Source organism: Allostigmatella hybrida (genome assembly GCF_020103775.1).
Lineage (GTDB): Bacteria > Myxococcota > Myxococcia > Myxococcales > Myxococcaceae > Hyalangium > Hyalangium aurantiaca.
This window is the reverse complement of sequence record NZ_JAHXBH010000054.1, coordinates 1-21,693: the sequence shown is the minus strand read 5'-3', so window position 1 is coordinate 21,693 and position 21,693 is coordinate 1. Positions and strand designations below refer to the sequence as shown.

The 21,693-nt window shown below is 71.1% G+C and carries 15 protein-coding genes; 8 read left to right on the top strand and 7 right to left on the bottom strand.

Going from position 1 to position 21,693, the window contains the following annotated elements; translation table 11 throughout:
* Window positions 1-73: 73 nt before the first annotated feature.
* Entirely contained in the window at window positions 74-2,533 is a 2,460-nt protein-coding gene (locus KY661_RS36640) for a PAS domain-containing protein (protein ID WP_225414610.1), read from the bottom strand.
* Window positions 2,534-2,672: 139 nt separating this feature from the next.
* Between KY661_RS36640 and KY661_RS36635 the strand changes: the two genes are divergently transcribed.
* From KY661_RS36635 to KY661_RS36620, 4 genes are all read left to right on the top strand, one after another.
* Complete coding sequence (locus tag KY661_RS36635; RefSeq protein ID WP_225414609.1) at window positions 2,673-4,274, top strand: MXAN_5453 family MXYO-CTERM-anchored protein; 1,602 nt, start codon at window positions 2,673-2,675, stop codon at window positions 4,272-4,274.
* 64 nt (window positions 4,275-4,338) lie between these two features.
* The gene (locus tag KY661_RS36630) at window positions 4,339-6,030 is read left to right on the top strand and encodes a flavin monoamine oxidase family protein (RefSeq protein WP_225414608.1); all 1,692 of its coding nucleotides are present in this window, start codon (window positions 4,339-4,341) and stop codon (window positions 6,028-6,030) included.
* A 108-nt stretch (window positions 6,031-6,138) separates the two neighbouring features.
* On the top strand, window positions 6,139-6,681 hold the full coding sequence (locus tag KY661_RS36625; protein WP_225414607.1) for a hypothetical protein: 543 nt from the start codon (window positions 6,139-6,141) through the stop codon (window positions 6,679-6,681).
* Between the two features lie 179 nt (window positions 6,682-6,860).
* Entirely contained in the window at window positions 6,861-7,418 is a 558-nt protein-coding gene (locus KY661_RS36620) for a hypothetical protein (RefSeq protein WP_225414606.1), read from the top strand.
* Here KY661_RS36620 and KY661_RS36615 read toward each other — a convergent pair.
* From KY661_RS36615 to KY661_RS37470, 3 genes are all read right to left on the bottom strand, one after another.
* Window positions 7,349-8,620 (bottom strand): McrC family protein, encoded by a 1,272-nt coding sequence (locus KY661_RS36615; protein ID WP_225414605.1) that lies wholly within the window; start codon window positions 8,618-8,620, stop codon window positions 7,349-7,351. The two genes, KY661_RS36620 and KY661_RS36615, sit on opposite strands and share 70 nt — an antisense overlap.
* A complete protein-coding gene (locus tag KY661_RS36610) occupies window positions 8,617-11,349 on the bottom strand; it encodes an AAA family ATPase (RefSeq protein ID WP_225414604.1) in 2,733 nt (910 codons plus the stop codon). The genes KY661_RS36615 and KY661_RS36610 overlap by 4 nt, the downstream gene beginning before the upstream one ends.
* A gap of 153 nt (window positions 11,350-11,502) precedes the next feature.
* Window positions 11,503-12,861: a DUF4241 domain-containing protein gene (locus KY661_RS37470; RefSeq protein WP_263437670.1), complete on the bottom strand. Its 1,359-nt coding sequence runs from the start codon at window positions 12,859-12,861 to the stop codon at window positions 11,503-11,505.
* 409 nt (window positions 12,862-13,270) lie between these two features.
* Between KY661_RS37470 and KY661_RS36600 the strand changes: the two genes are divergently transcribed.
* Both KY661_RS36600 and KY661_RS36595 read left to right on the top strand, forming a co-directional pair.
* A complete protein-coding gene (locus tag KY661_RS36600; RefSeq protein ID WP_225414603.1) occupies window positions 13,271-13,750 on the top strand; it encodes a hypothetical protein in 480 nt (159 codons plus the stop codon).
* Window positions 13,751-13,769: 19 nt separating this feature from the next.
* A complete protein-coding gene (locus KY661_RS36595; RefSeq protein WP_225414602.1) occupies window positions 13,770-15,239 on the top strand; it encodes an MDR family MFS transporter in 1,470 nt (489 codons plus the stop codon).
* A gap of 9 nt (window positions 15,240-15,248) precedes the next feature.
* Here the strand turns inward: KY661_RS36595 and KY661_RS36590 are convergent, their stop codons facing one another.
* Window positions 15,249-16,895, bottom strand: a complete 1,647-nt coding sequence (locus KY661_RS36590) for a DUF2339 domain-containing protein (protein ID WP_225414601.1) — start codon at window positions 16,893-16,895, stop codon at window positions 15,249-15,251.
* 176 nt (window positions 16,896-17,071) lie between these two features.
* On the opposite strand from KY661_RS36590, the gene KY661_RS36585 reads away from it, so the two are divergent.
* Window positions 17,072-18,169 carry a Kelch repeat-containing protein gene (locus KY661_RS36585; protein ID WP_225414600.1) on the top strand — a complete coding sequence of 366 codons (1,098 nt, stop codon included), beginning with the start codon at window positions 17,072-17,074 and terminating at the stop codon, window positions 18,167-18,169.
* A 46-nt stretch (window positions 18,170-18,215) separates the two neighbouring features.
* A complete protein-coding gene (locus KY661_RS36580) occupies window positions 18,216-19,601 on the top strand; it encodes a M24 family metallopeptidase (protein WP_225414599.1) in 1,386 nt (461 codons plus the stop codon).
* On the opposite strand, the gene KY661_RS36575 is transcribed toward KY661_RS36580, so the two are convergent.
* Window positions 19,598-19,963 (bottom strand): response regulator, encoded by a 366-nt coding sequence (locus KY661_RS36575; RefSeq protein WP_225414598.1) that lies wholly within the window; start codon window positions 19,961-19,963, stop codon window positions 19,598-19,600. The genes KY661_RS36580 and KY661_RS36575 overlap by 4 nt on opposite strands.
* A 2-nt stretch (window positions 19,964-19,965) precedes the next feature.
* The gene (locus KY661_RS36570) at window positions 19,966-21,462 is read right to left on the bottom strand and encodes an ATPase domain-containing protein (RefSeq protein ID WP_225414597.1); all 1,497 of its coding nucleotides are present in this window, start codon (window positions 21,460-21,462) and stop codon (window positions 19,966-19,968) included.
* Window positions 21,463-21,693: the final 231 nt, after the last annotated feature.

The window sequence follows — 21,693 nt, the reverse complement described above, 5'->3', positions numbered from 1 at the left end:
GGAAAGCCTTGAGAACTCTCCACTTATCGGTCGGTCGCTACGCGGTGTTCCCTCTACCCGTGATCGATCCGGGCTAGAGCGGGAAGTCCGGGGGCGCCGGGAGGGCATGCCGGGGCAGGCGCACGGTGAAGAGGGTCCCCTGTCCCTCCCGGGAGGCCACCGAGACGGTGCCCCCGTGGGCCTGGGCGATCTGCTGGACGATGAAGAGGCCCAGCCCCAGGCCCGAGGTCGGGTGGGCATCCCCCGCCACGGCCCTCCGGAAGGGCTCGAAGATGTTGGGCAGCAGGGCCGCGGGGATGGGGGGCCCGTCGTTGTGGACCTCGAGCTGGAGCGTGTCCCCCTGGTCGGTGAGGGTGAGCGCCACCGGGGCGTGGGCGGGGCTGTAGTCGAGCGCGTTCTTGCCCAGATTGTCCAAGAGCTGCGTGAGCCGGTCCGGGTCCCACGTCCCCTGGAAGTCCCCGTCCGCCCGCAGCCGCAGCTCCCGGCCCGGGTGGCTGATCTCCAGCTCCTCGATGACCTGGCGGCACAGGTGGCGCAGGTGGCTGGCCCGCGGGTGGACGGGAATGCCGCCGCCCAGCCTGCCGCGGGTGAAGTCGAGCAGCTCGCCAATCATGCGCACCATGCGCTCGCCGCTGGTCACGATGCGCCGGGCCACCTTGGTGTGGTTGGCATGCACGCCGTCGGCGCGCAGCAGCGCATTGGCGGACAGGAGGATGGCGTTGAGCGGGTTGCGCAAGTCGTGGGAGACGACGCCCATGAAGCGCTCGCGGAACTCCGCCGTCTTGCGCAGCTGCTCCTCCTGCTGCTTGCGCTCGGTGATGTTGATGATGACGCAGCCGAGGCCGAGCAGCTCCCCGGCCCCGGTGCGCACCGGGAAGGAGTCCACCACCCAGTGGTGCAGGGGGCCCAAGGGGGTGCCCGCCTCCGGGCCGCTGAACTCGAAGCCGCGCAGCGCCTCGCCCGTCTCCAGCACCCGCCGCAGCAGGGGCTCGAAGCGGGGCGCGTACCCGGGGATGACCTCGGCCACGGTCTTGCCCAGGTGCTCCTCCACGGAGTGGCCATTGGAGCGGGCCAGGGACGCGTTGACCCGCACGTAGCGCAGCTCCCGGTCCAGGAACGCCATGCCCATGGGGGCCGCCGCGAGCATCAGGTCCAGGAGCGCCAGCGTCTCGGTGCGCTCGCGCTCCCGCTGCAGCCGCTCCGTCTCGTCGCGGGCGGTGAGCACCGCGCCGGCCAGCGCGCCGTCCGGCCGGCGCAAGGGGGACGCGGTGCCGCTGAAGGTGCGCATCACCCCATCCTTCCGCCGCGCCTTCCACCGGGCATCGGTGACCACCTCGCCCTCAAGGGCGCGGCGGATGAAGAACTCGCCCTGCTCCAGGGGCTGCTCGTCCTCCGTGAGCTGGCCGCCCACCTCCTGCCATGCGGAGGGGCCCACCTGCTTCAGCCCGCAGCACTGCTGGCGCTTGGCCTCGGCGTTGACGATGCGCACCACGCCCTGCGCATCCGCCATGATGATGGCCTCGCCGCTCTGCTCGATGATGAGGTTGAGCAGCTGCTTCTGCGCCTCGGCCTCGGCCCGGGCCTCCTGCTCGCTGTCGGCGAGCCACGCCTGGACGAGCAGGCCCGTGGCGCGGCTCACCATGGCGCGGAAGAGCAGCTTGTCCTCGTTGGAGAACTCGAAGGCGGTGCGGCTGCCCATGTGGGCCACGCCGATGACCTCGCCGCCGTACATCAGCGGCACCCCGTAGAGCGCGCGCGTGCCCAGGGTGCGCAGGGCCCCGCTCTTCACCAGCGGATCCGTGGCCGCCGAGCGCACCTCCAGGGGCCGCTGCTGGGCGGCGATGCGGCCGGCGAAGCCCTCGCCCACCTTCATGCTGAAACCCTGGGCCATCGTTTCGCCCAGGCCCACCGAGGCGCGCACCTGCAGGGTGTCATCCTCGCACAGCAGCAGGGTGACGCTGTCCACCGCCTCGGTGGTCTCCAGCATGACGCGCAGCAGCTTGGGCAGGAAGGTGTCCAGGTTCTCGGTGCCGAGCGCGGCCTCGGAGATGCGGTCGAGCGCCACCAGCGTCCGCTCGCGCGCCTGGGCATACCGGGAGACGGCGGCGGCCACGGCCTCGTCGAACGTCCGGTTGAAGGACACCATCTCGCGCATCGCCAGCGCCATGGACTCCGCGCCGCCCGACTTCACGTAGTCGCCGTAGAAATGGAGGATGCAGGCCCGGAGCTGGGCGTACTCCTCGGCGACCTCGTCCAGGTCGTAGCCCGAGTCCAGCCGGTCCAGCGCGTGGAGCTTCGGCATGTCATCGAGCGAGGCGCTGCCCCCCGTGTGCACGGTCTCCACGACGTTGGCGATCCGCTCCAGCAGCTCCGGCAGGTGGTCCAGGAGCCGGGGCCGTGACAGCCCCTGGGCGTGGGGAAGCTGGCGGACCGACTGCTCCCAGTCCTTGAGGATGTGAGCGCGCTGGGTCCGGATGAACGCTCCCAGGGGCAACTGCGCGGGGGGCACGTGGGAAGTCTCGTTTTTATCCATGGACAGGCGTGTGAACACGCACCCCAGGCCCATTTGGCAACCGCTTGGGGCTCCGGGCTTTAAAAGGGCCTCGTCTGGCTGGAGGGCTTCCAGGGGAGGGGGGCTTGACTCGGCAGACTGCTTCACGGAAGGGAACAGGATGCGCTCCTTGCTCATCCCGACCGTTCTTCTCGGAGGCGCGCTTGCCGCGCGCCCCGCCCTCGCCGAGCTGCCGGACTACACCTTGCAGATTCAGGCGCGGATCAACCTGGCAGGCAATCCGTCCGGGGCCTACAACCTGGAGCCGGGCAACCTGCTGCCCGGCAGCTACCACGTTCCGCTCACGCTGGACCGTCAACTGGCATTCCGGCTGTCCATCACCCCCGAGGGGCGCCGCGCCCTGTGGTGGGGCCAGAACGGCGTGGGCTCCCGCATCTACCTGCTGCCGGAGCTCGGCGAGGACACGCTGTCGAGCGACCCGGGCCTCAACGCGAAGGGCGACCTCGCCTTCGCAGTGACCTACTCTTCCAGCAACGGCATCTACCTGCTCAACGCGTCGGACCCAAGCCGGGTGACCCTCGTCCGGGATCCGATCGGGGCGAACAGCTGGGACGCGTTGGATCTCAACGAGGCGGGGCAACTGGGCTTTCGCGTCAGCTTCTCGGGGGTGGGCCGCGCCTACGTGCGCCTGAACCCCCTGGCCGGAGGAGGCTTCACCACGGAGTACCTCGCCCGGGAGCAGGGCGTGGATCCGGCGAGCCCCTTCTTCTACCTCTACTCTCCCGGCTTCAATGACCAGGGACAGGTGGCGGGCGTGGCGGACCGAGTGTCCGCGGGCGCTGGGGTCCAGGAGCTTCGGGTGTGGACCTCCGAGGGGAACTCCCAGCGCATCGCCGCGTCAGTGGCGGTGGACCCGGCCTCGCCCATCTACGGCTTCGCCGCGGTGCAGCCGGCCCTCTCCAACACGGGCCAGGTGGCCTTCCTGGGTACGTACCGGGACCCCGGCGGGAGCCGCTTCACCACGCTGTGGCTGTGGGATGGCACTGCCCTGAAGGTGCTGGCCCAGAACGGGAAGGATGGCATCAAGGAGGTGGAGTTCTTCCCTCCCGACATCAATGACCAGGGGCTGGTGGTCTTCCGGGCCTTCGACAGCGCGGGGATGCGCGCGGTGTGGGTGAGCGACGGCGAGACGAAGAAGCGCGTGGTGTCCGAGCACGACATCATCCCGTCGGACCTCGGGGAGGCCCGCGTGGACCAGGAGACGGCCACCTCGCCGGTGTTCGGCGGCTCGCCCAAGCTCAACGCCCGGGGGGATGTCACGTTTGTCGCGGGACTGGCCCCGCCGGACAACAACCAGGAAGAGTGGGGCTCCGGCATCTATGTCGCGCAGTCCTCGCTGCCTCCGCCGGGCTCACCGGACGGCGGCACGGACGGGGGCACGGACACGGATGGCGGCCCGGCCCCGGATGGGGGCACGGACGCGGATGGCGGCCCCGGCCCGGACGGCGGCACGGACCTGGATGGCGGAGAGGAGGGCGATGGTGGGGGGCCCTCCGAGCCGCCGGATGCGGGCACGGATGGGGGCTCGGTTCCCACGCCGGACGCGGGGAACGGCGAAGGGGACCTGCCGGAGTCCGAACTGGCGACAGGCGGCTGTGGGTGCCAGTCCGGCTCGGCGGCGCCGCTCGGGCTCTGGATGGTGCTGGGAATGACGCACCTGCTCGCAGTGCGCCGCCGCCGCTCACGGTCCGTGCGTCCCTAGACAGTGTGAAGCCAGACATGGGATGGAGGGAGGCGACACCTTCCCCCATGGAGCGTCGAGACGGATGGCCCGTACCCATTTGATGAGCCTGGTCCTGAATGCATTGCGTACTGCCCGGAGGGCGAACGCCGCCGGGGTGCCGGTGGCCGAGTACGCTGCGATGCAGCATGAGCGCTCCCGTTTCAACCGACGCTCCTTCCTCCACCTCACGGCCGGGGCGGCCGGGGCCGCCACGCTCGCGGCCTGTGGGGAGGATGGCAACCCCTCTTCGCAGGACGTGGTCATCGTCGGCGGAGGGACGGCGGGCCTGCACTGCGCGTACCGGCTGAAGCGGCTGGGCGTCGAGGCCCAGGTGTACGAGGCCTCGAAGCGCGTGGGCGGCCGGATGTTCACCGCGCGCGATGTGTTCCCGGAGGGGCAGACCTGCGAGCTGGGCGGCGAGCTCATCGACACGGGCCACGTCACGCTGCACGACCTGTCCGAGGAGCTGGACATCGAGCTGGTGGACTTCGCGCAGGAGGACCCGGCGCTGTCCCGGCTGGTGGCCCAGTTCGACGGGAACCAGCTCACCGACGCGCAGATCCTCGAGGGGTTCGCGCCCATCGCGGAGCGCATCGACGCGGCCCTGACGGTGCTGGAGGATCCGGAGGAGTACATCACCTACCGGACGCCCAACGGGGCCCAGGGGCTGGACCAGCTCTCGCTGCGGGCGTGGATGGACCGGGAGGGCATTCCCGCGTCGGATCCGGTGCGCAAGCTCATCGAGCTGGCCTACGTGGGCGAGTTCGGCATGGAGACGGATGTCTGCAACAGCCTGAACCTGCTGACGTTCATCTCCACGGACACCACGCGCTTCGAGCTGTTCGGAGAGTCGGACGAGCGCTACCGCGCGAAGGAGGGCAATGATCTCTTCCCGCAGCGGTTGGCGGAGCGGTTGGCGCCGGGGCAGATCCACCTGGAGCACCGGCTGCGCGCGCTGAAGACGCTGTCGGATGGGCGCTACCAGTTGACGTTCGACGGCGCGGGGGGCACGCGGGAGGTGAAGGCGGACCACGTGGTGCTGGCCCTGCCCTTCACGGTGCTGCGGGACGTGGACCTGCAGGTGGCGATGCCGGCGGTGAAGCGCAAGGCCATCCAGGAGCTGGGCTATGGCACCAACGCGAAGCTGATGGTGGGCTTCTCCGCGCGGCCGTGGCGGGACACGTACCAGTCCGATGGCAGCACGTACACGGACGTGGGCTACATGCAGACGTGGGAGACGAGCCGGCAGCAGCCGGGGACCTCGGGAATCATCACCAACTTCACGGGCGGCCAGAAGGGCATCGACGTGGGGGTGGGGACGCCGCAGGAGCAGGCGGCGGCCTTCCTGGCGGGGTTCAATGAGGTGTTCCCGGGCGTGAGGGAGTCGGCCAACGGCGCGGTGGCGCGGATGCACTGGCCGAGCCACGAGTTCACGCGCGGCAGCTACTCGGCTTACAAGGTCGGCCAGTTCACGACGATCTCGGGCGCGGAGATCGAACGGGTGGGCAACCTGCACTTCTGCGGCGAGCACACGAGCCTGGATGCGCAGGGCTTCATGGAGGGGGCGGCCCTCACTGGAGCGATGGCGGCGGCGGAAGTCGCGGGCGACCTGGGGCTCCACGTGGAGGAGGCGATGGGGCCCGGGGCCCGCATCATGTCGCGGGCGCAGGCGGCGCGGGTACACGGGCGCTGGCTGGATGCGGCCCGCCGCGCCGCGAAGCGCCGCGCGGGCTGAGCCGTCCTGGGAAGGGGTCACACAGGAGACTCCGTTTTGACGCGACTTGGCACGTCGTAGGGACTCTGTGCGCTGGTGCTAGCATCCGCAGGAATGCTCCGTCAGCACATGCTGGGGTGGTTCCTGCTGCTGTGCATGGTGGGCCCGCAGTGGGCACACGGATCGGTGCCAGCCATCACTGCGTCGCAGGTGCAAGGCATCACAGACTCGGCACGAGCGAAGGTGCTGGCGCATCTGGCGCGCGGAGAACTGGCGGAAGCCATTCATGCCTACGAAGTGGCCATGGGGCTCAAGGCGCCGCTGTGGCTCACCGGTTTCAAGGCCGCATTCGACGCGAGCAAACAGGTGCCAGGCGCGTGCCAGGGTGTGGCGCGGAGCATCCACACCGTTTTCACCCGGTTGGGTGGTAAACCAGAGTACGTCGAACTCACGGCCCAGGTCGCGGACAGGCGGGCCTATGTCGAGATCGTTTTCCGCTTGGCGAATGGCAAGGACGCGCATGTCTCGAAAGCAGGGCTCCACGTCCTGGTCCGCATGAATGGCCGTGGCTACGACGCATATACCGGCGCCGCAGGGCTCCCCTGGGCCGACTATATGAGCCGACTTGCCGCGTTAGCGCCCATCGCTGTGAAGGTCGTGGAGTCACCATGAGCCAGGGACAACTCCCTCCTGCAGCAAAGCTCCCGCCTACCCGCGTTGCCGTGCTCCTCCAAATCCGGAGCGACATGCAGACACGCCAGTCACCGCCCTATCTGTACCTGGGTATCCCGAATACGGGTCGGCTCAGGTGTTTTACGGTTGGGTACTGGCATTGTACGTCTCATCTCGGCATGGATGAAGGTCAGGACCACCTGCTCGACTTGTGGTTGGATAAGGTAAAGAAGGCGTGGCCCCCTGAAGGTTGGGAGGAGGCCTACCTGCGGGAATGCGGTGGCGACCATACCCGCGCGGTCCGCAAGTACCTCGACTCCGTGGCCGAGTTCCGCAGCTTGTCACCCGAGGAACTCGCGGCCATGCCCATGAGTACCGGGGAGCGAAGTTGCCTGGGCAAACCGCCGTCATTCCAGCCGGCCTACCCCTCCGTGCCCACACTGGACGAGCTGATGGAAATCCGCCGCGTGGGCCGCATCCTCATGTACATCGGTGAGGCGCGCGTGGAGCGCATGGCCGGGTACATCGACGGCTACCGGCTGTGTCTCTCCCTGGCGGGCCTGAAGGACGAGGAGTACCTGCGCTTCGAGCGCTGGCTCCAGGACACAGGCCGCGTTCACCCGGGGCACACCTGGGAGGACGCCTTCCTTCAGGCAGCCCGGGGCGATCAGGAAGCTGCCATCCACCGGCTCCTCGACTGCGCCGCCGAGTTCCGCGCCCTGCCCGCAGCATCCTGACCTGGGCGAACCGGACTGGCCAGCCACAACACGAGGCGCTCGGCGGCGGCTTCCAGCGCCGCCCCCACGGTGGTGACGCGGCCTCCCAAGGGGACCTTCACTACGCGCACCTGACTCGTTTGGCCGAAGGTCGACAGGTTCAGCGTGGTCTCTTCCGGGACCGCCCCGAGGGCGGGCAGGACCAGGGCGCCCTGGTGGGTTCCCACGCACGCCAGATAGGTGACGAGCTGCTGGAAGTCCTCCGCGGGCGGCAGCCCCTCCGCGGGCAGCTTGTACTTGGCATCGATGACCAGACGCGCGTCCCCCCGCTCGATGACGACGTCCGGGATGAGGGTGAGCCGTCCCTCCGCGTCCAACGTGAGGGCTCGCTGCACATGGCACGTCACGCCGCGCGTCGCCGCCACCTGCACCAGGGCCCGGGTGACGGCCGCCTCGAACAGGGGCGCCAGGCGGACCACGAACGACGCGAGGGGATGGGGCCCCTGCATGGCCTGCACGCCGGTGCTCTCTATAAGGAGGTGGGCGAGCCCCACGGCGGGCCCGTACGCGGCGAAGCGGCGATCCGACGCAATGACCTTCTGCGCGGCCCGGACCTCCGCCTGGGCGTGCACCCCGTCCAGCGTGGCCGCCAGGGCGCTGGCGCGAGCCGACACGGCCGCGCCGAAGAGGCTGGCGCGCTCCAGCACCCGCAGCGCCGCGAGCAGCACGCGGTTGGGCGCCACGTCCCGGGTGAAGTCATCGTACCGGCACGTGAGCCGGTGACGGTGCGTGGGCGGCCGGGCGATGTCCCGGTCCACCCGCCAGCGCCCCCGGAGGACGGACTGCTCTGCCTCCTCCTCTTGGTAGCCGTGCACCCACCCGCCGCGCGCCAGCCGCTCCACGCGGCGCACGTAGAGCGAGCCCAGCAGCGGCAGCAGCTCCTGCGTCCCGGCCATGCCCACGAGGTCCTCGCCCCAGGACAGGCCCTTCGCCGCATAGTCCGCCAGCGCGAGCAGGTGCAGCGAGGGCACCTGGGGCCGCAGGTGCAGCACCCCGCCCGGAAGCGCCACCATCCCCGCCACCCCGTGCGCCCGCAGGCGGAAGCCTCCCGCGGAGGGCTCGGCCGAGAGCGCGGAGCCGAGGTGCGACTGCGCGGCGAGGACATCCTCGGCGGAGAGCGGCAGCTCGGCCCACTCCCACTCGGTGAGCACCCACGGCGTCATTCCGACATGTCCACGGGGCCGGGGCGCGCCGCGTCGAACAGCGCCCGCAGCTCCGGCACCACCTGCGGGGAGTCATAGAAGCAGTCCTCCAGCATCGGGGCGATGTCATGGCGCCAGATGCGCTCGACGCGCCCAGGGTCCAGGTCCTTGTCCATGAAGAACGAGTGGCCAATGCAGAACTCCCGGCCCGGCGAGCGTGCGATGCGGGCGTTCACCGCCTCCAGCCCCTGCACGGCCCAATCACAGACATCCGGCGCCACGTCCCACTTGAGCAGGTTGCGCCGCAGCACCTCCGTGTCCGGATCCATCCGCACGAAGTGGAACCGGCGGCGCAGCGCCACGTCGATCTGCGCGATGGAGCGGTCCGCGCTGTTCATGGTGCCGATGAGGTACAGGTTGGAGGGCAGCTCGAAGAAGTCCCCGGAGCCCGACAGCCGCACGCGCTCCTCCCGGTACTCCAGCAGGTAGAGCAGCTCGCCGAAGACCCGGGGGAGCGCCGCGCGATTGATTTCATCGATGAGCAGCACGAAGCGCTCGGTGGGCGAGGCCTGGGCCCGCGCCGCCAGGGACTTGAGGATGCCGGGGCGGTACTCGTAGCGCAGCCCGCCCGGCGCCTGGGCGTCCACCTGGGGCCGCAAGCCCTCCACGAAGTCCTCGTAGGAGTAGGCCGGGTGGAACTGGACGCGCTCGCAGCGGCTCTCGGCGCCCGCCTGGTACCGGGCCAGCTCGCGGGCGATGAACGTCTTCCCCGTGCCCGGAGGGCCATAGAGGATGAGCTGGCGCCGGTGCTCCAAGAGCGCGCACAGCTCCTCCAGCCGCTCCCGCCGCAGCGAGGTGGTGTGCAGGAAGCGCTCCGCCGGATCCAACGCCTTGGGCGGCGGCTGTTGATCCCACCGCGCCTTGAGCCAGTAGAGAAAGCGCCGCATGGCCTGGGGCGCGGGCAGGTCCGCCGTCCCCGTGACGTGGTGCGCCAGCGCCTCGCGCAGCGCATCGTTGGCGCGCACGGCCCGGGTGCCCGCCGGGAGCGAGCCCGGCAGCGGAGGCAGCCCGAGCAGCTCCATCATCCGCGCCTTCCCGGTGTCGCCCTCGTGGCAGTGAATGCCCAGGAAGCGCCCGGGCTGCACCACGGCCAGGCACTTCATGAGCACCGCCTCGCTCAGGCCCTTCACGGCGGTGGGCGAATCCTTGACGAGCGCGCGGTCGAGCCGCTGCTCCAGCCGGCCCTCGCCGTGCAGCACCTCGCGCAGCGTGGCCCGGAAGTGGCCCAGCTGCTCCTCGCTGGCCTCCAGGAAGAAGCGGTTGAGCGCGGGCAGGGGCCCGGTCGAGCCCAGCACGCCCAGCTGGTACACGGGCCGGAAGTCCTCCGGGGCGAGCGTGCCGAGTTCCTCCGGGGAGAGCATCCGCGCCCAGGCCTCGCGCTGGGCGGCCTCCCGGAGGTCCGCCTCGTCCGGAAAGCCGGAGGTGCGGCGCCACTCCTCCACCCAGGCCGCCAGGTCCAGCACGCGCGGGGCGCGGGACTCGGGGAGCAGGGACTCGGCGGGGAGGTACGGGGCGAGCACCTCTTGGACTTCGGGGTTGCGGTCGCGGATGAGCCGGGCCAGGTGGGGCAGCTCGTCGGCGCGGATGGGCAGAACCATGCCGCTGCGGGGAGAGGCCATCATCATCCCGGACAGCGTCGAGTGCGCCTGGATGGCGGCCAGCGGAATGGGCTGCGGCAGCACGTCCGTGAGGAACTCCACCTCGAAGCGCGTCTCCTCGCCCACCGGGATGGGCTCCGAGGCCAGCTTCCCCAGCCCCAGCACCTCCCGCACGGGGCTGGCCTGGTAGAGGAAGACGAGATCGCCCGGCTCGGCATCCCGGAGCCACTCGCGCGAGCCGCGCTGGAGGGCGCTCCACGTGCTGCGCCGGCCCTGGCGGATCTCCGCGCGGAAGTTGCGCTTGGAGAGCATGTTGCGGACGACCCAGGCGCCCACCTCCTCGTCGGGCTCGCCGCCCGCCTCGTCGCCCGGGGCCTCCTCCAGCTCCTCCACCTTGCGGCGGGCGAGGTAGCCGCCCAGCTTCCGGTCGCACAGCCAGTGGCAGAAGGCATCGAAGTGGTGGGCATCCTGGATGCCCAGGGGCTTGAGGCGCTCCTGCACGAAGCGCAGCGTGGCGGTGGCCTCCAGGTAGTGCTCCAGGCCCACGCTCACCTCGCGGGACTCGCCCCACAGCGCCAGGCAGAAGTGGGCCGTGCGCCGGCTCCGCGCGTTGACGGGCAGGTACAGGTCCGGCCGCAGCGCGTGCAGCGCGGGGCTGAGAAACCCCGAGCGGAAGCCCCGCGACAGCGGCGAGGCGGCGAAGGCCTCCAGGGCCGCGGCTTGAGGGCCTCGCTCCAGGGTGCGCAGCAGGCGCAGCAGGTGGCTGGCGATGTCCCGCCACGAGGCCGCGTCCGGCACCCAGCCCACGCTCTGGAACCAGGGCTGAATCTCCCGGTTGATGAGGGCCCAGAGCGTCGTCCAGGCGCCGCGCTGGCGGTTGTAGGGCGTGTCGCGGTGGGGCAGGAGCTTCATCAGCACCCGCTCCGTCACGTCCTCCCCGGCATCCGCGCGTCGGCAGATGTCCTCGAAGGCGGCCCGGAGGAAGGCCGCCTCCGTGGCATAGCGGGCCAGGTGGTCCTGCCCGGCAGGCTGGTGGATGAAGCGCTGGAGGAACTGGGCGATCAGCTCGGGCAGGGGAGGCAGGACGTTCACGCGGCGGGAACCTCCACGGCGGTCCGCCTGGCGCCCGGGCACGGGGCTCGCTCGTTCGAGGGGCAGGCAGGACGGAGGGGGTAGGACACACGGAACACTACCCATCAGGGCAGCCCGCGGCCATGGTTTTTGCGCCGTCCCCTGGGAGGGCGCTCAGGCCTGCTGGCGCAGCAAGTCCCGCGCGTACCACGCCAGCAGGGGCTGGGCGCTGGAGGCCGCGTGCCACAGTGCCATGCGGGCCGGGGGCGAGAGCTGGGGAAAGGCGCTCAGGGAGTTGACCGCCGCCAGGTGGAACTCCGTGTCGAGGGCGGTGTCATGGAGGATGCCCGCCAGCGTCTCCATAGCCGCCTCCTGGAAGGCCTTCACGGGCGAGCGGTAGAGCCGCGCCGCCGCCGCCACGCGCAACTCCGGGAGCGCCGTGTCCAGCAGGCGCACGAACAGGGCCTGGGCCTCGGGCCGCTGGTCGTCCAGGTCCCAGATGAGCCCCATGATGGCGCCGTGGATGGTGTGGCCGTCCTCGGCCAACCGGGGCAGCAGCACCTCGAGGAGATGCTCCGCGACGGACTGGAGCAGCCCGGGGGTCTTGTGGCACAGGCCAATGCCCGCGGCGGCCCGCAGCAACACGGCCAGGGGCTCGCCCTGCGTGGGCGGGCGCATCGCCTGGGCCAGCAGCCCCACCTGCTCCGGCGCCGCGGCGCAGATCCGGGCGATGGCCACCGCGGCATACTCCCGCTCGGAGGGGCTGCTGCCGGGCGCGAGGATGAACGCGAGCAGGGGCGCCATGGCCTCCTGCGCGTCCCCGTCATAGCCCCCCACCTCCCGCAGCGCCCGGGCCCGGGTCTCGGCGTCCGGGTGGCGCAGCTGCTCCACCAGCTCGCGCACCCGGGCGCGCCGGGCCTCGGGGTTGTCGGGGAACTCGGGCCGCGTCAGGTCCAGGTGCTGGAAGTCGGTGACGAGGCACACGGGCCGGCCGTCCTCGGCCAGCCCCCACCACGAGGACTGGGCCCGGGGGTAGCGCGGGGGCAGGGTGCACCGGCCCGGCGAGAAGACGATGACGTTGGCCCCGGAGGCCTCGTCCACCGTCAGCGAGGTGCTGGACCAGGAGGGGGCGGAAGGGGACGCCGGGTTGAGGAAGGCGGGCGTAGTCTGAGAGGCCCGCTCCACCGTGTCCGCATCGAGGAAGGCCAGCACGTCGGGCTCGGCCGGGTGGCCCTGAGGCGGCGCAGGGGGCAGCACCTGGGCCCCTTGCTCCCCCCGGGAGGCCAGCTCCCACCGCACGGGGCGGGTGTCCTCGAAGCGCACCATGGCCATGGCGATGGACTCGCTGGCCTCCGCCGAGCCCGCGCGGCCTGTGTGCAGCACGCTGAGGAGCACGGGGTAGCGGCCAGGCGCCACGGTGCGGGTGAAGGGCTCGCGGTGGTTCAGCGCGAGCAGCACCATCAGGTGCGCCTTGGGCACGGGGTGCGGCGGCAGGCACAGGGGGTGGCAGGCCACCACCCGGCCGCTGGTCAAAACCAGGGTCCCCGCGTGGTGCGTGGAAACCCGGACAGGTCTGCCATGATCCAGCAAGACTTGCCTGCCGTCGAACGCTGCCAGCAAATCATTCCGGCGGGGATTGACGCTCGGCGAGGGCGCTGCAACCGCTGGTGAAAGGCGGTGTCTCATGGTGCCTCTTCCCGCATCCAAGATGGGACAAGCCGAAGACCGCTGCGCCCGCGAAGCGTACGGAATCACAGCGGGGAAGTCACGGGGCCCCCCCGCCCGGGGAAGGCCATTCATGGAGGCCGAAACATTGTTTCATCCGGGTCCCCATCCCGGAAAGCGAGGGGGCCGAGGGCCCGGAGGGGGCCCTTCCCCGGCCGCCAGGGCTCGACTAGGGTGCGCCGCCCTTTCCTCCGTCCCTCTCGCCAAGGACTCGCACATGCCACGGATTAGCAACGCCCAGATTCAGGAGCGCAGCGCCTTCCTGTTGGACCTCCTCCGCAGCCAGCCGGACCTCAGCCGTGACGAGGCGCGCGAGCGCTTCGAGGAGAAGTTCGAGGCCACGCTCAACCCCAAGCTGTACCAGGAGCTGCGCGAGCAGGTGCTGGAGGAGCGCATGGGCGGCACGCCCGCCGAGGAGCCCGCGCACGAGGAGCCGGAGGAGGCCTCCGAGGAGGAGCAGGCCTCGCTGAAGGCGCCCGTGGGCGGCGCGTTCGAGGGCAACGGCGCCGGGGGCCAGCCCGCCAAGGCCAAGGCCGCCAAGGCCAAGGGCCAGAAGAACCTCTTCGTGGACGCCCCCAAGGAGCAGCTCGTGTTCCTGGAGCGCATCGTGCAGCAGCTCCAGGAGGCCGGTGCCTCCAACGTGCGCATCGACCACTCCACGGACCGCTGGATGGTCCTGGTCGTGGACGCGAAGTAAGCCGTCTCAAAGCCCTCCCATGCGAACCACCCACCGACCCCTGACCACGCTGGCGCTCGTCCTGAGCATCTTCATGGCGGCCCTGGAGATGACCGTCGTCTCCACCGCCATGCCCACGGTGGTCAGTGAGCTGGGGGGGCTGCAGAGCTACGCCTGGGTGTTCACCGGGTACATGCTCGCCTCCACCATCACCGTGCCCATCTTCGGGAAGCTGGCGGACCTGTACGGGCGCAAGCCCGTCCTGCTGGTGGGCATCGGCCTGTTCCTCCTGGGCTCCATCGCCAGTGGCCTGGCCACGTCGATGGGCATGCTCATCGCCTTCCGGGTCCTCCAGGGCCTGGGGGCGGGCGCGATGCAGCCCGTGTCGCTCACCATCGTGGGGGACATCTACACCCTGGAGCAGCGGGCCAAGGTGCAGGGGGCGTTCAGCGCCGTGTGGGGCATGGCGGGGCTGCTGGGGCCGCTCACCGGCGGCCTCATCGTGAAGTACCTGAGCTGGCACTGGATCTTCTTCATCAACGTCCCGGTGGGGCTGGGCGCGATGGCGCTCTTGGTGGTCTTCTTCCACGAGCAGGTGCAGCGCAAGCCGCAGCGGCTGGACTTCGTGGGCGCGGCGCTGCTCGGCGCGGGCGTGGTGGCGCTGCTGTTCGGCGTGCAGGGCGTGGGGCGCAACCTGCTGGCGCTTCCCCTGGGGCTGCTCCTGCTGGTGGCCTTCGTGTGGGTGGAGCGCCGGGTGCCCGCTCCGGTCATCCCGATGAGCCTGTTCTCGATTCCCGTCATCGCCATCTCCTCGGTGGCGGGCGCGCTCTTCTCGGCGGCGATGTTCGGGGCGACCACCTACGTGCCGCTGTACGTGCAAGGGGTGCTGGGCGGCTCGCCCACGGAGGCCGGCGGGATGATTACCCCCATGATTGTCGGCTGGCCGCTGGCGAGCCTCGTGGCGGGAAGGTTGCTGCTGCGCACCGGGCCCCGTCCGCTCATCGTCGTGGGGCTGGGGCTGAGCGTGGTGGGCACGGGGCTGATGGCGCTCTTGCTCAAGCCGGGCGCGCCCCTGGTGATTCCCGGGCTGGCGATGATGCTGTTCGGCATTGGCCTGGGGTTCACCACCACGTCGATGCTCATCGCGGTGCAGACCAGCGTGGGGTGGGAGCTGCGCGGGGTGGCCACCGCCAGCAACATGTTCTTCCGCACCATCGGCGGCTCGCTGGGCGTCGGGCTGATGGGCGGGGTGATGGTGGCGCAGCTCATGAAGGACTCCAGCGTGCCGGTCTCCGCCGCCAATGCGCTGCTCGGCCCCGAGCATGGCCAGGGGCTGTCCCCGGAGCTGCTGAAGACCTTGAGCGGCGCGCTCGGCACCGGGCTGACCATCAACTTCTGGATCATCAGCGCGTGTACCCTCGCGGCCTTCCTCGTGGGGCTCTTCTTCCCCAAGGGCGGCAAGGGCCCGGGCACGGCGCCCCCCGCGGCCGGCGTGCCCATGGCGCACTGAGCGGGGGCGTCAGGCCTTGCGGTCCTTCAGCCGGGTGTACGTGTACGAGATGAGCAGCAGAATCACCCCGAGCAGGATGAAGGTGATGACGCGCTGATCCGTGGGCAGCCGGGACAGGTCCACGAGCAGCAGCCGCCCCAGCGTGAGGGCGAGCCCCGCGAGCCCCACGAACCGGTAGCGGCGCTCACGGAAGGCAAAGCCCACGGCGAACAGGCCCAGCGCGGTGACGGCCCAGCCGAGCGTGACGAGCCCCGCGGGCATCTCCTGCCCGGTGAGCCACAGCAGGCTGAGCCCCGCGCCGGCCGCGCACACGGCCTGGAGCAGCCCGTGGCCCCGGAAGGCCTCCGGCGGTGAGAGCCAGGCGGGGCGGAGCACCCCCAGCCGCTCGACCAGGAGGAAGCACGCGAAGGCGGCGGCCAGCACGCCCGGGGACCTCACGGCGGTGAGCTGCGAGGCCCCCAGCCCCACCAGGAGGATGGCCACGCTGAGCCCGCGCAGGGCGGGGGAGGCGAGCGCGCGCGCCACGAGCCCCACGCCGCTCCCCGTCACCAGCCACGAGACCACCAGGGCACGGCCACTGAAGTGGGCGGGCATCGCCAGGGCCAGGGTGATGGCGCCGAGGGCGAGGAAGGCGTGCGAGAGAAACGCGGGGGCCTGCCGCCACCGGGCGCCGAGGGCACCCGCGCCCTGGGCCAGCGCCACGGCGAGGAGGAAGAGGAACAGGTGCGAGGGGCTCCGGGTCTCCACCTCGTAAGCGCCCAGGGCCAGCAGGCCCACCCCGTTGAGGCACGCGAAGGCCAGGCCCGCGCGGACGGAGAGCTCCCGGGGCCGGGCGAGCAGCGCCACGGCGAACAGCAGGAAGTACAGCGCGAGAAAGGCCAGGCTCAGCAGGAGCCGCCCCTCCTCCGGCGCGCCGGGGACGAGGCTGGGGGCGCGCACCGCCCAGAGGGTGTGGGTGCTGTAGACGGAGACGAGGCTGGAGAGGGGAACGATGACCCAGCGGTTCTTCACGAGGAAGAAGAGGGCGCCCATGGCCAGCAGCGTGGTGGACAGCAGGGTGAAGGCGGTGACGTCGCTGAGCATCCCCGTGTGCAGCCCGAGGAACAGCGCGATGCCGGCCACCGTCTCCGAGTGCATGCGCTGGGCGGTGACGACGATGCCGATGACGAACGCCGCCAGCAGCACCAGCGCGAGCACCTGGCTGTCGATGACGCGCACGGAGGGGATGAAGTGCAGCGCGTACGTGACGAAGTAGGCGAGCGCCAGCCCTCCCCCGAACACGATGCGCCCGAAGAGCAGGTAGCGCCGGGACAGCCACAGCCCGAAGGCCCCGAGCCCCGCGCTCAGCGCGTAGCCCAGCACCACCCGGACGAGCAGCCCCAGCTCTCCGAAGCGGTAGGTGATGAGGTAGGCGATGCCGGTGATGAGGGCCACGATGCCCAGGCGGCTCAGCCAGTACGTGCCCAGGTGGGCTTCCAGGTCCGCGCGGGCCGGCGCCTCGGGCACGGGCGTGGAAGCCTCGGCGGGTGAGGGCGTGGGCAGGGCGCGGAGAGCCGGGGCCTCCAGCTGCTGGAGCCGGGCTTCCAGCGACGTGACGAGTTGCTCCAGGCGCTGAACGCGCTCCCGCAGCGGCCCCTCTTCCTGCTCTGCGTTCATGCCCCCTCCCGGTGCGAACCCAACGGGGCGGATTTGACCATCCCCCGGTCCAACACACCACGGCGGCCTCGGCGAGTGTGCCCGTAAAGCTTGAGAATCATTGAAGAGTCAACGGCTGAGCATGTCAGACCGTCAGGTTATTCGGACCCTCTTCGACCAAGCACGCGGGTGGGTTCATGCGCCGGGTTTCCAAGTCTTTCATTGCCCTGATGGTCTTCGCCGGGATGTTCTCGTGTGGCTCGGGACGCGGGCCGGACGGGCTCCCCGGGGCGCCGCTCCTGTCGGCGCCCCGGAAGCGGCTGCCCTTCGTCCAGCTGGCGGATGGGCGGGTGCTGGCGGCCGGAGGCCACGACGGCCTGCGGACCCTCTCGTCGTGCGAGCTGTTTGAGCCGGCCCTGGGGACGTGGAGCGCCACGGGCTCCCTGCGGACCGCGCGGCGCAACCACGCCGCAGCGGTGCTGGCGGATGGGCGGGTGCTGGTGGTGGGCGGCGCGCCCGTGCAGCCCGTCGGCGCGCTGGCGAGCACCGAAATCTATGATCCGGCCACGGGCGTGTGGACGCCCGCGGCCCCGCTCTCGGTGCCCCGCGTGGATCCGACCGTGGTGACGCTGGCGGATGGGCGGGTGCTGGTGGTGGGCGGCTCGGACGTGGATCAACGCTCCCTGCGCTCGGCCGAGTGGTTCGATCCGGCCACGGGCACCTGGCATGCGGCGGAGACGCCGGGCTGGGGCCATGGGGGCGCGCAAGCGGCGGTGGTGCTGGCGGACGGACGGGTGCTCTTCGTGAGCGGCCTGCAGGCGGAGCTGTACGAGCCCGCCACGGGCCACTGGACGAAGGCGGGCCCCGCCGGGGGCGCCGCGGGCACCCACCGCATGGGCCACACGGTGACGCGGCTCGGGGATGGGCGGGTGCTGGTGGTGGGCGGCACCACCTCGCGCGCCGCGGAGACGGCGGAGCTGTACGAGCCCGCCACGGGACAGTGGACGCTCGCGGCGGCCCCGCGCACGCCCCGCGAGGGCCACGGGGCCCTGCTCACCGGGGACGGGGACGTGCTGGTGGTGGGCGGCTATCACTTCGCCTCGGGGACGCTCGCCTCGGCGGAGCGCTTCGAGCCCGGCTCGGGCATCTGGCACCCGGTGAACGCGCTCCAGGAGCCCCGCCAGGGCGCGGGCCTGCTGCGGCTGCCGGGCAACGAGGTGCTGGTGGTGGGCGGCTTCAACGACGCGGTGGAGACACTCTCCAGCAGCGAGCGGTACGTGCCCGGCGGGGACTGAAAACCGCCCGCGCCGGAGGGGAGGGGCCGTGCCATGCTGCCCGGCCATGCGCCTCCGGTCCCTCCCGTTGCTCCTTGCCGCATTGATGGTGTCCTCGGCCTGCGCCACCCCGGGCGCAAGGCCCGCTGCCGGGGAGCGCTCGCCTCCCGCGCGTCCCTTCGGCACCCTCCAGGAGCAGGCGCAGCGTCAGCAGGCGTGGCTGCGCGAGCGGCTGGAGGTGGCGCTCCCGCAGCTCATGCGCCAGCACGGCATCGAGCTGTGGGTGGTGCCGATGCGCGAGTACAACGAGGACCCTGTCTTCAAGGCCCTGGTCTCCGCCACCACGTTCGCGGCCCGCCGCCGCACCATCTATGTCTTCCACGACCGGGGGGCGCAGCTGGGCGTGTCCCGCATCGCGCTGGGCGGCAACGCCCAGGGCGGGCTGTACGAGCTGCGGCGTCCCACGCAGCAGGTGGCGGGCGGGGGCAGGGCGGTGGAGCCCTGGGGGCCGGACCAGTGGCAGATGCTCAAGCAGCTCCTGGAGGAGCGCCAGCCCCGCACCGTCGCCATCAACGTCTCGCGCGTCTTCGCCTTCGCGGACGGGCTGACCCACGGCGAGTACGAGGGCATGGTGGAGGCTCTGGGGCCCGCGTGGGCCTCGCGCCTCAAGCCCTCCGGGGGGTTGCCGGTGGACCTGCTGGCGTGGCGGAGCGAGGACGAGGCGCGCTTCTTCGCGGAGGAGAACCGGCTCGCGTGGGACATCATCCAGACGGCCTTCTCCAATGAAGTCATTACCCCGGGCACCACGCGCGTCCGGGAGGTGGAGTGGTGGATGGTCCAGCGGCTGAATGACCTGGGGCTGGCCACGTGGTTCCACCCCTCGGTGAGCGTGCAGCGGCAGGGGGCGGGGGAGGCGCAGCTCGGCGAGGATCCGGTCATCCAGCGGGGGGATGTGCTGCACTGTGACTTCGGCATCACCGCGCTGCGGCTCAACACGGACACCCAGCACATGGGCTACGTGCTGCGCGAGGGCGAGACGGAGGTGCCCGAGGGGCTGAAGGGGGCCCTGGCGCGCTCCAACCGGCTGCAGGACATCGTGGTGGAGGAACTGCGGCCCGGCCGCACGGGCAACGAGGTGCTGGCCGCCGCGCTCGCCCGCATGCGGCAGGAGGGCATCGAGGGCACCATTTACTCCCACCCGGTGGGGCTGCACGGCCACGGCGCGGGGGCCATGGTGGGGCTGTGGGACCGGCAGGAGGGGGTGCCCGGCAATGGCGATCACCGCATCCTCCCGGCCATGTGGTACTCCATCGAGCTGCAGGCCACCTCGCCCGTGGCGGAGTGGGGCGGCCAGAAGGTGCGCTCGGCCCAGGAGGAGGACGTCATCCTCGGCGCCGATGGCCAGGTGCGCTGGGCGTGGAAGCGCCAGACGGCCTTCCACGTGGTGCGCTAGTGCATCCGGGGCGGGCCGGCGAAGCGGTGGACGAGCTCCAGCACCGCGGCGATGCCGAAGGGCTTCGGCAGGAAGGCCGCGCACGGCAGGTGCTTCCAGAGAGAGAACGGGCTGGCGCTCATCATCACCACGGGGATGTCCCGGAGGTGGGGCGCGGCCTGCATCAGCGCCAGCAGCGCGGGGCCGTTCATCACCGGCATCATGTGGTCGAGCAACACCAGCGCGGGGCTCTCGGTCTCCATGCGGTCGAGCGCCTGCCGCCCGTTGTTCGCGATGACCGTCCGGTACCCTTCATCCGCGAGCAAGTCCCGGAGGGCCTCGACGATGCCAAACTCGTCATCGACGATGAGGATGGGACCCATGCCTACTCGCCTTTGCGTCCAGGGGGACTCTTGCGGGAAGGCCCCCCCGGGGGGGAGCGGGCCAGGCCCGTCAGGAGCATCTGGGCGTCGGAGAAGGCGGCGCCCACCGACAGCCCCTGGGGGCGGATGAGCAGCTCGCGCAGGGAGCCGTCGTAGCTGCTGTTGCGCTCCTTGAGGATGGAGATGAAGCGGCGCAGCTCGGAGCGCAGCTCCACCGTGCGCAGGAAGAGAATGTTCTCCGCCACCATGGAGATGCCCTGCATGGGGAACTTCACTTCCGGGCCGAAGGCGGAGGCCGTCTCCACCGTGAACAGCAGGGTGACGCCCCTCACCCGGCACTCGTTGACCAGCGCCGCCAGGAAGCGCGCCACCCGGGCCTTGCGGACGGACGCCCGGTTCAGGGCATCGTAGCCGTCCAGGAAGATGCGCCGGGCGCCCTGCGTGCGGATGGCCTCCAGCATCTGCGTGCCGAGCTTGTCGAGCAGCAGCTCGGTGGGGGCCTGGAATTTCACATCGATGAGCCCCTGCGCCATGAGCGGCTCGAGCTCCAGGCCCACGCTGGCCGCCTGGTTCAGCATGCGCCGGGGCGCGTCGTAGAAGGCGAAGTAGTGGCTCCGGTCGCCCTTGCGGGCCCCTTCGGCCAGGAAGTTCAGGCCGAGCAGTGTTTTGCCGCTGCCCGGAGGGCCGAGCAGGATGGTCGTGGAGCCCATGGGCAGGCCCCCGGCCAGCATCGTGTCCAGGCCGGTGATTCCAAAGCCGCAGCGGGCATCTCCGGCGTTCTCGGAGGGCGCATTCACCTCCGCGACGGTCTCCAGCCGGGGGAAGACCTCGAGCCCCCGGGAGGTGATTTCGAAGCTGTGCCGCCCGAGCAGGTGGGCGCTGCCCCGGAACTTGCGGACGAGCAGCTCGCGGAGCGTGCGCGCGCCCACGGTCCGCTGCTTCAGGATGAGCAACCCATCCACCATGGTGTGCTCGGCCTGGAGTCCGCGCCCTCCGCCCGTGGTGAGCACCAGCGTGGTGCAGCCCACCAGGCTGGTCACCACCTGGAGCCCGTGGATGAACTTCTTGAGCGCCTGGGGCGAGGGGGCGAGATCCTCCGCGGCCACCAGTCCGTCGAGCACGAGCAGCGAGATGTTCTGGTGGCGGATCTCCTTGCGCAGCAGTGTGCTCAGGCCCTCCAGCCCCGTCTGCTCCAGCTCATTGAAGGCGCTCAGGTACGAGATGGCTTCCGGGAGCCGCGAGGCGTCGAAGAACGAGAGCGAGTGGAGGTTGCTGACCAGCTCCGTGTGCGACTCGGCCAGCAGCGTGACGTAGAGCACCCGCCCGCCCTGCTGGGCGTGGTGGAAGCACACCTGGTTGGCGAGGATGGTCTTCCCCGCGCCCGGCAGGCCCATCACCATGTAGGTACGTCCCTTGCGGAACCCGCCGCTCAGCACCGTGTCGAGGCCGGGGATGCCCGTGGGGATCCGTTCCGCTGGGCGTGGACTGCTATCGGTCATCGCGCATTCCCCTGAGGGGGGCTCCCGGGCTGGGGTGGGAGAGGCCCCACCGGGAGGTGCCTTAGCCCAGAAGTCCTACCGCGTGAAGCAGACTCGGGGACAAGTGCGCCCGGGGCCCGCCGCCAGCGTGGGCGGCGGGCCGGGTTCAGCCGTGGGCTAGGAGTGTGTTGAGCTAACGAGCCAGGGGCGTCGGGCGGACGGCTCGGCGCCTGGCTCCTCCACGGGGAGCGA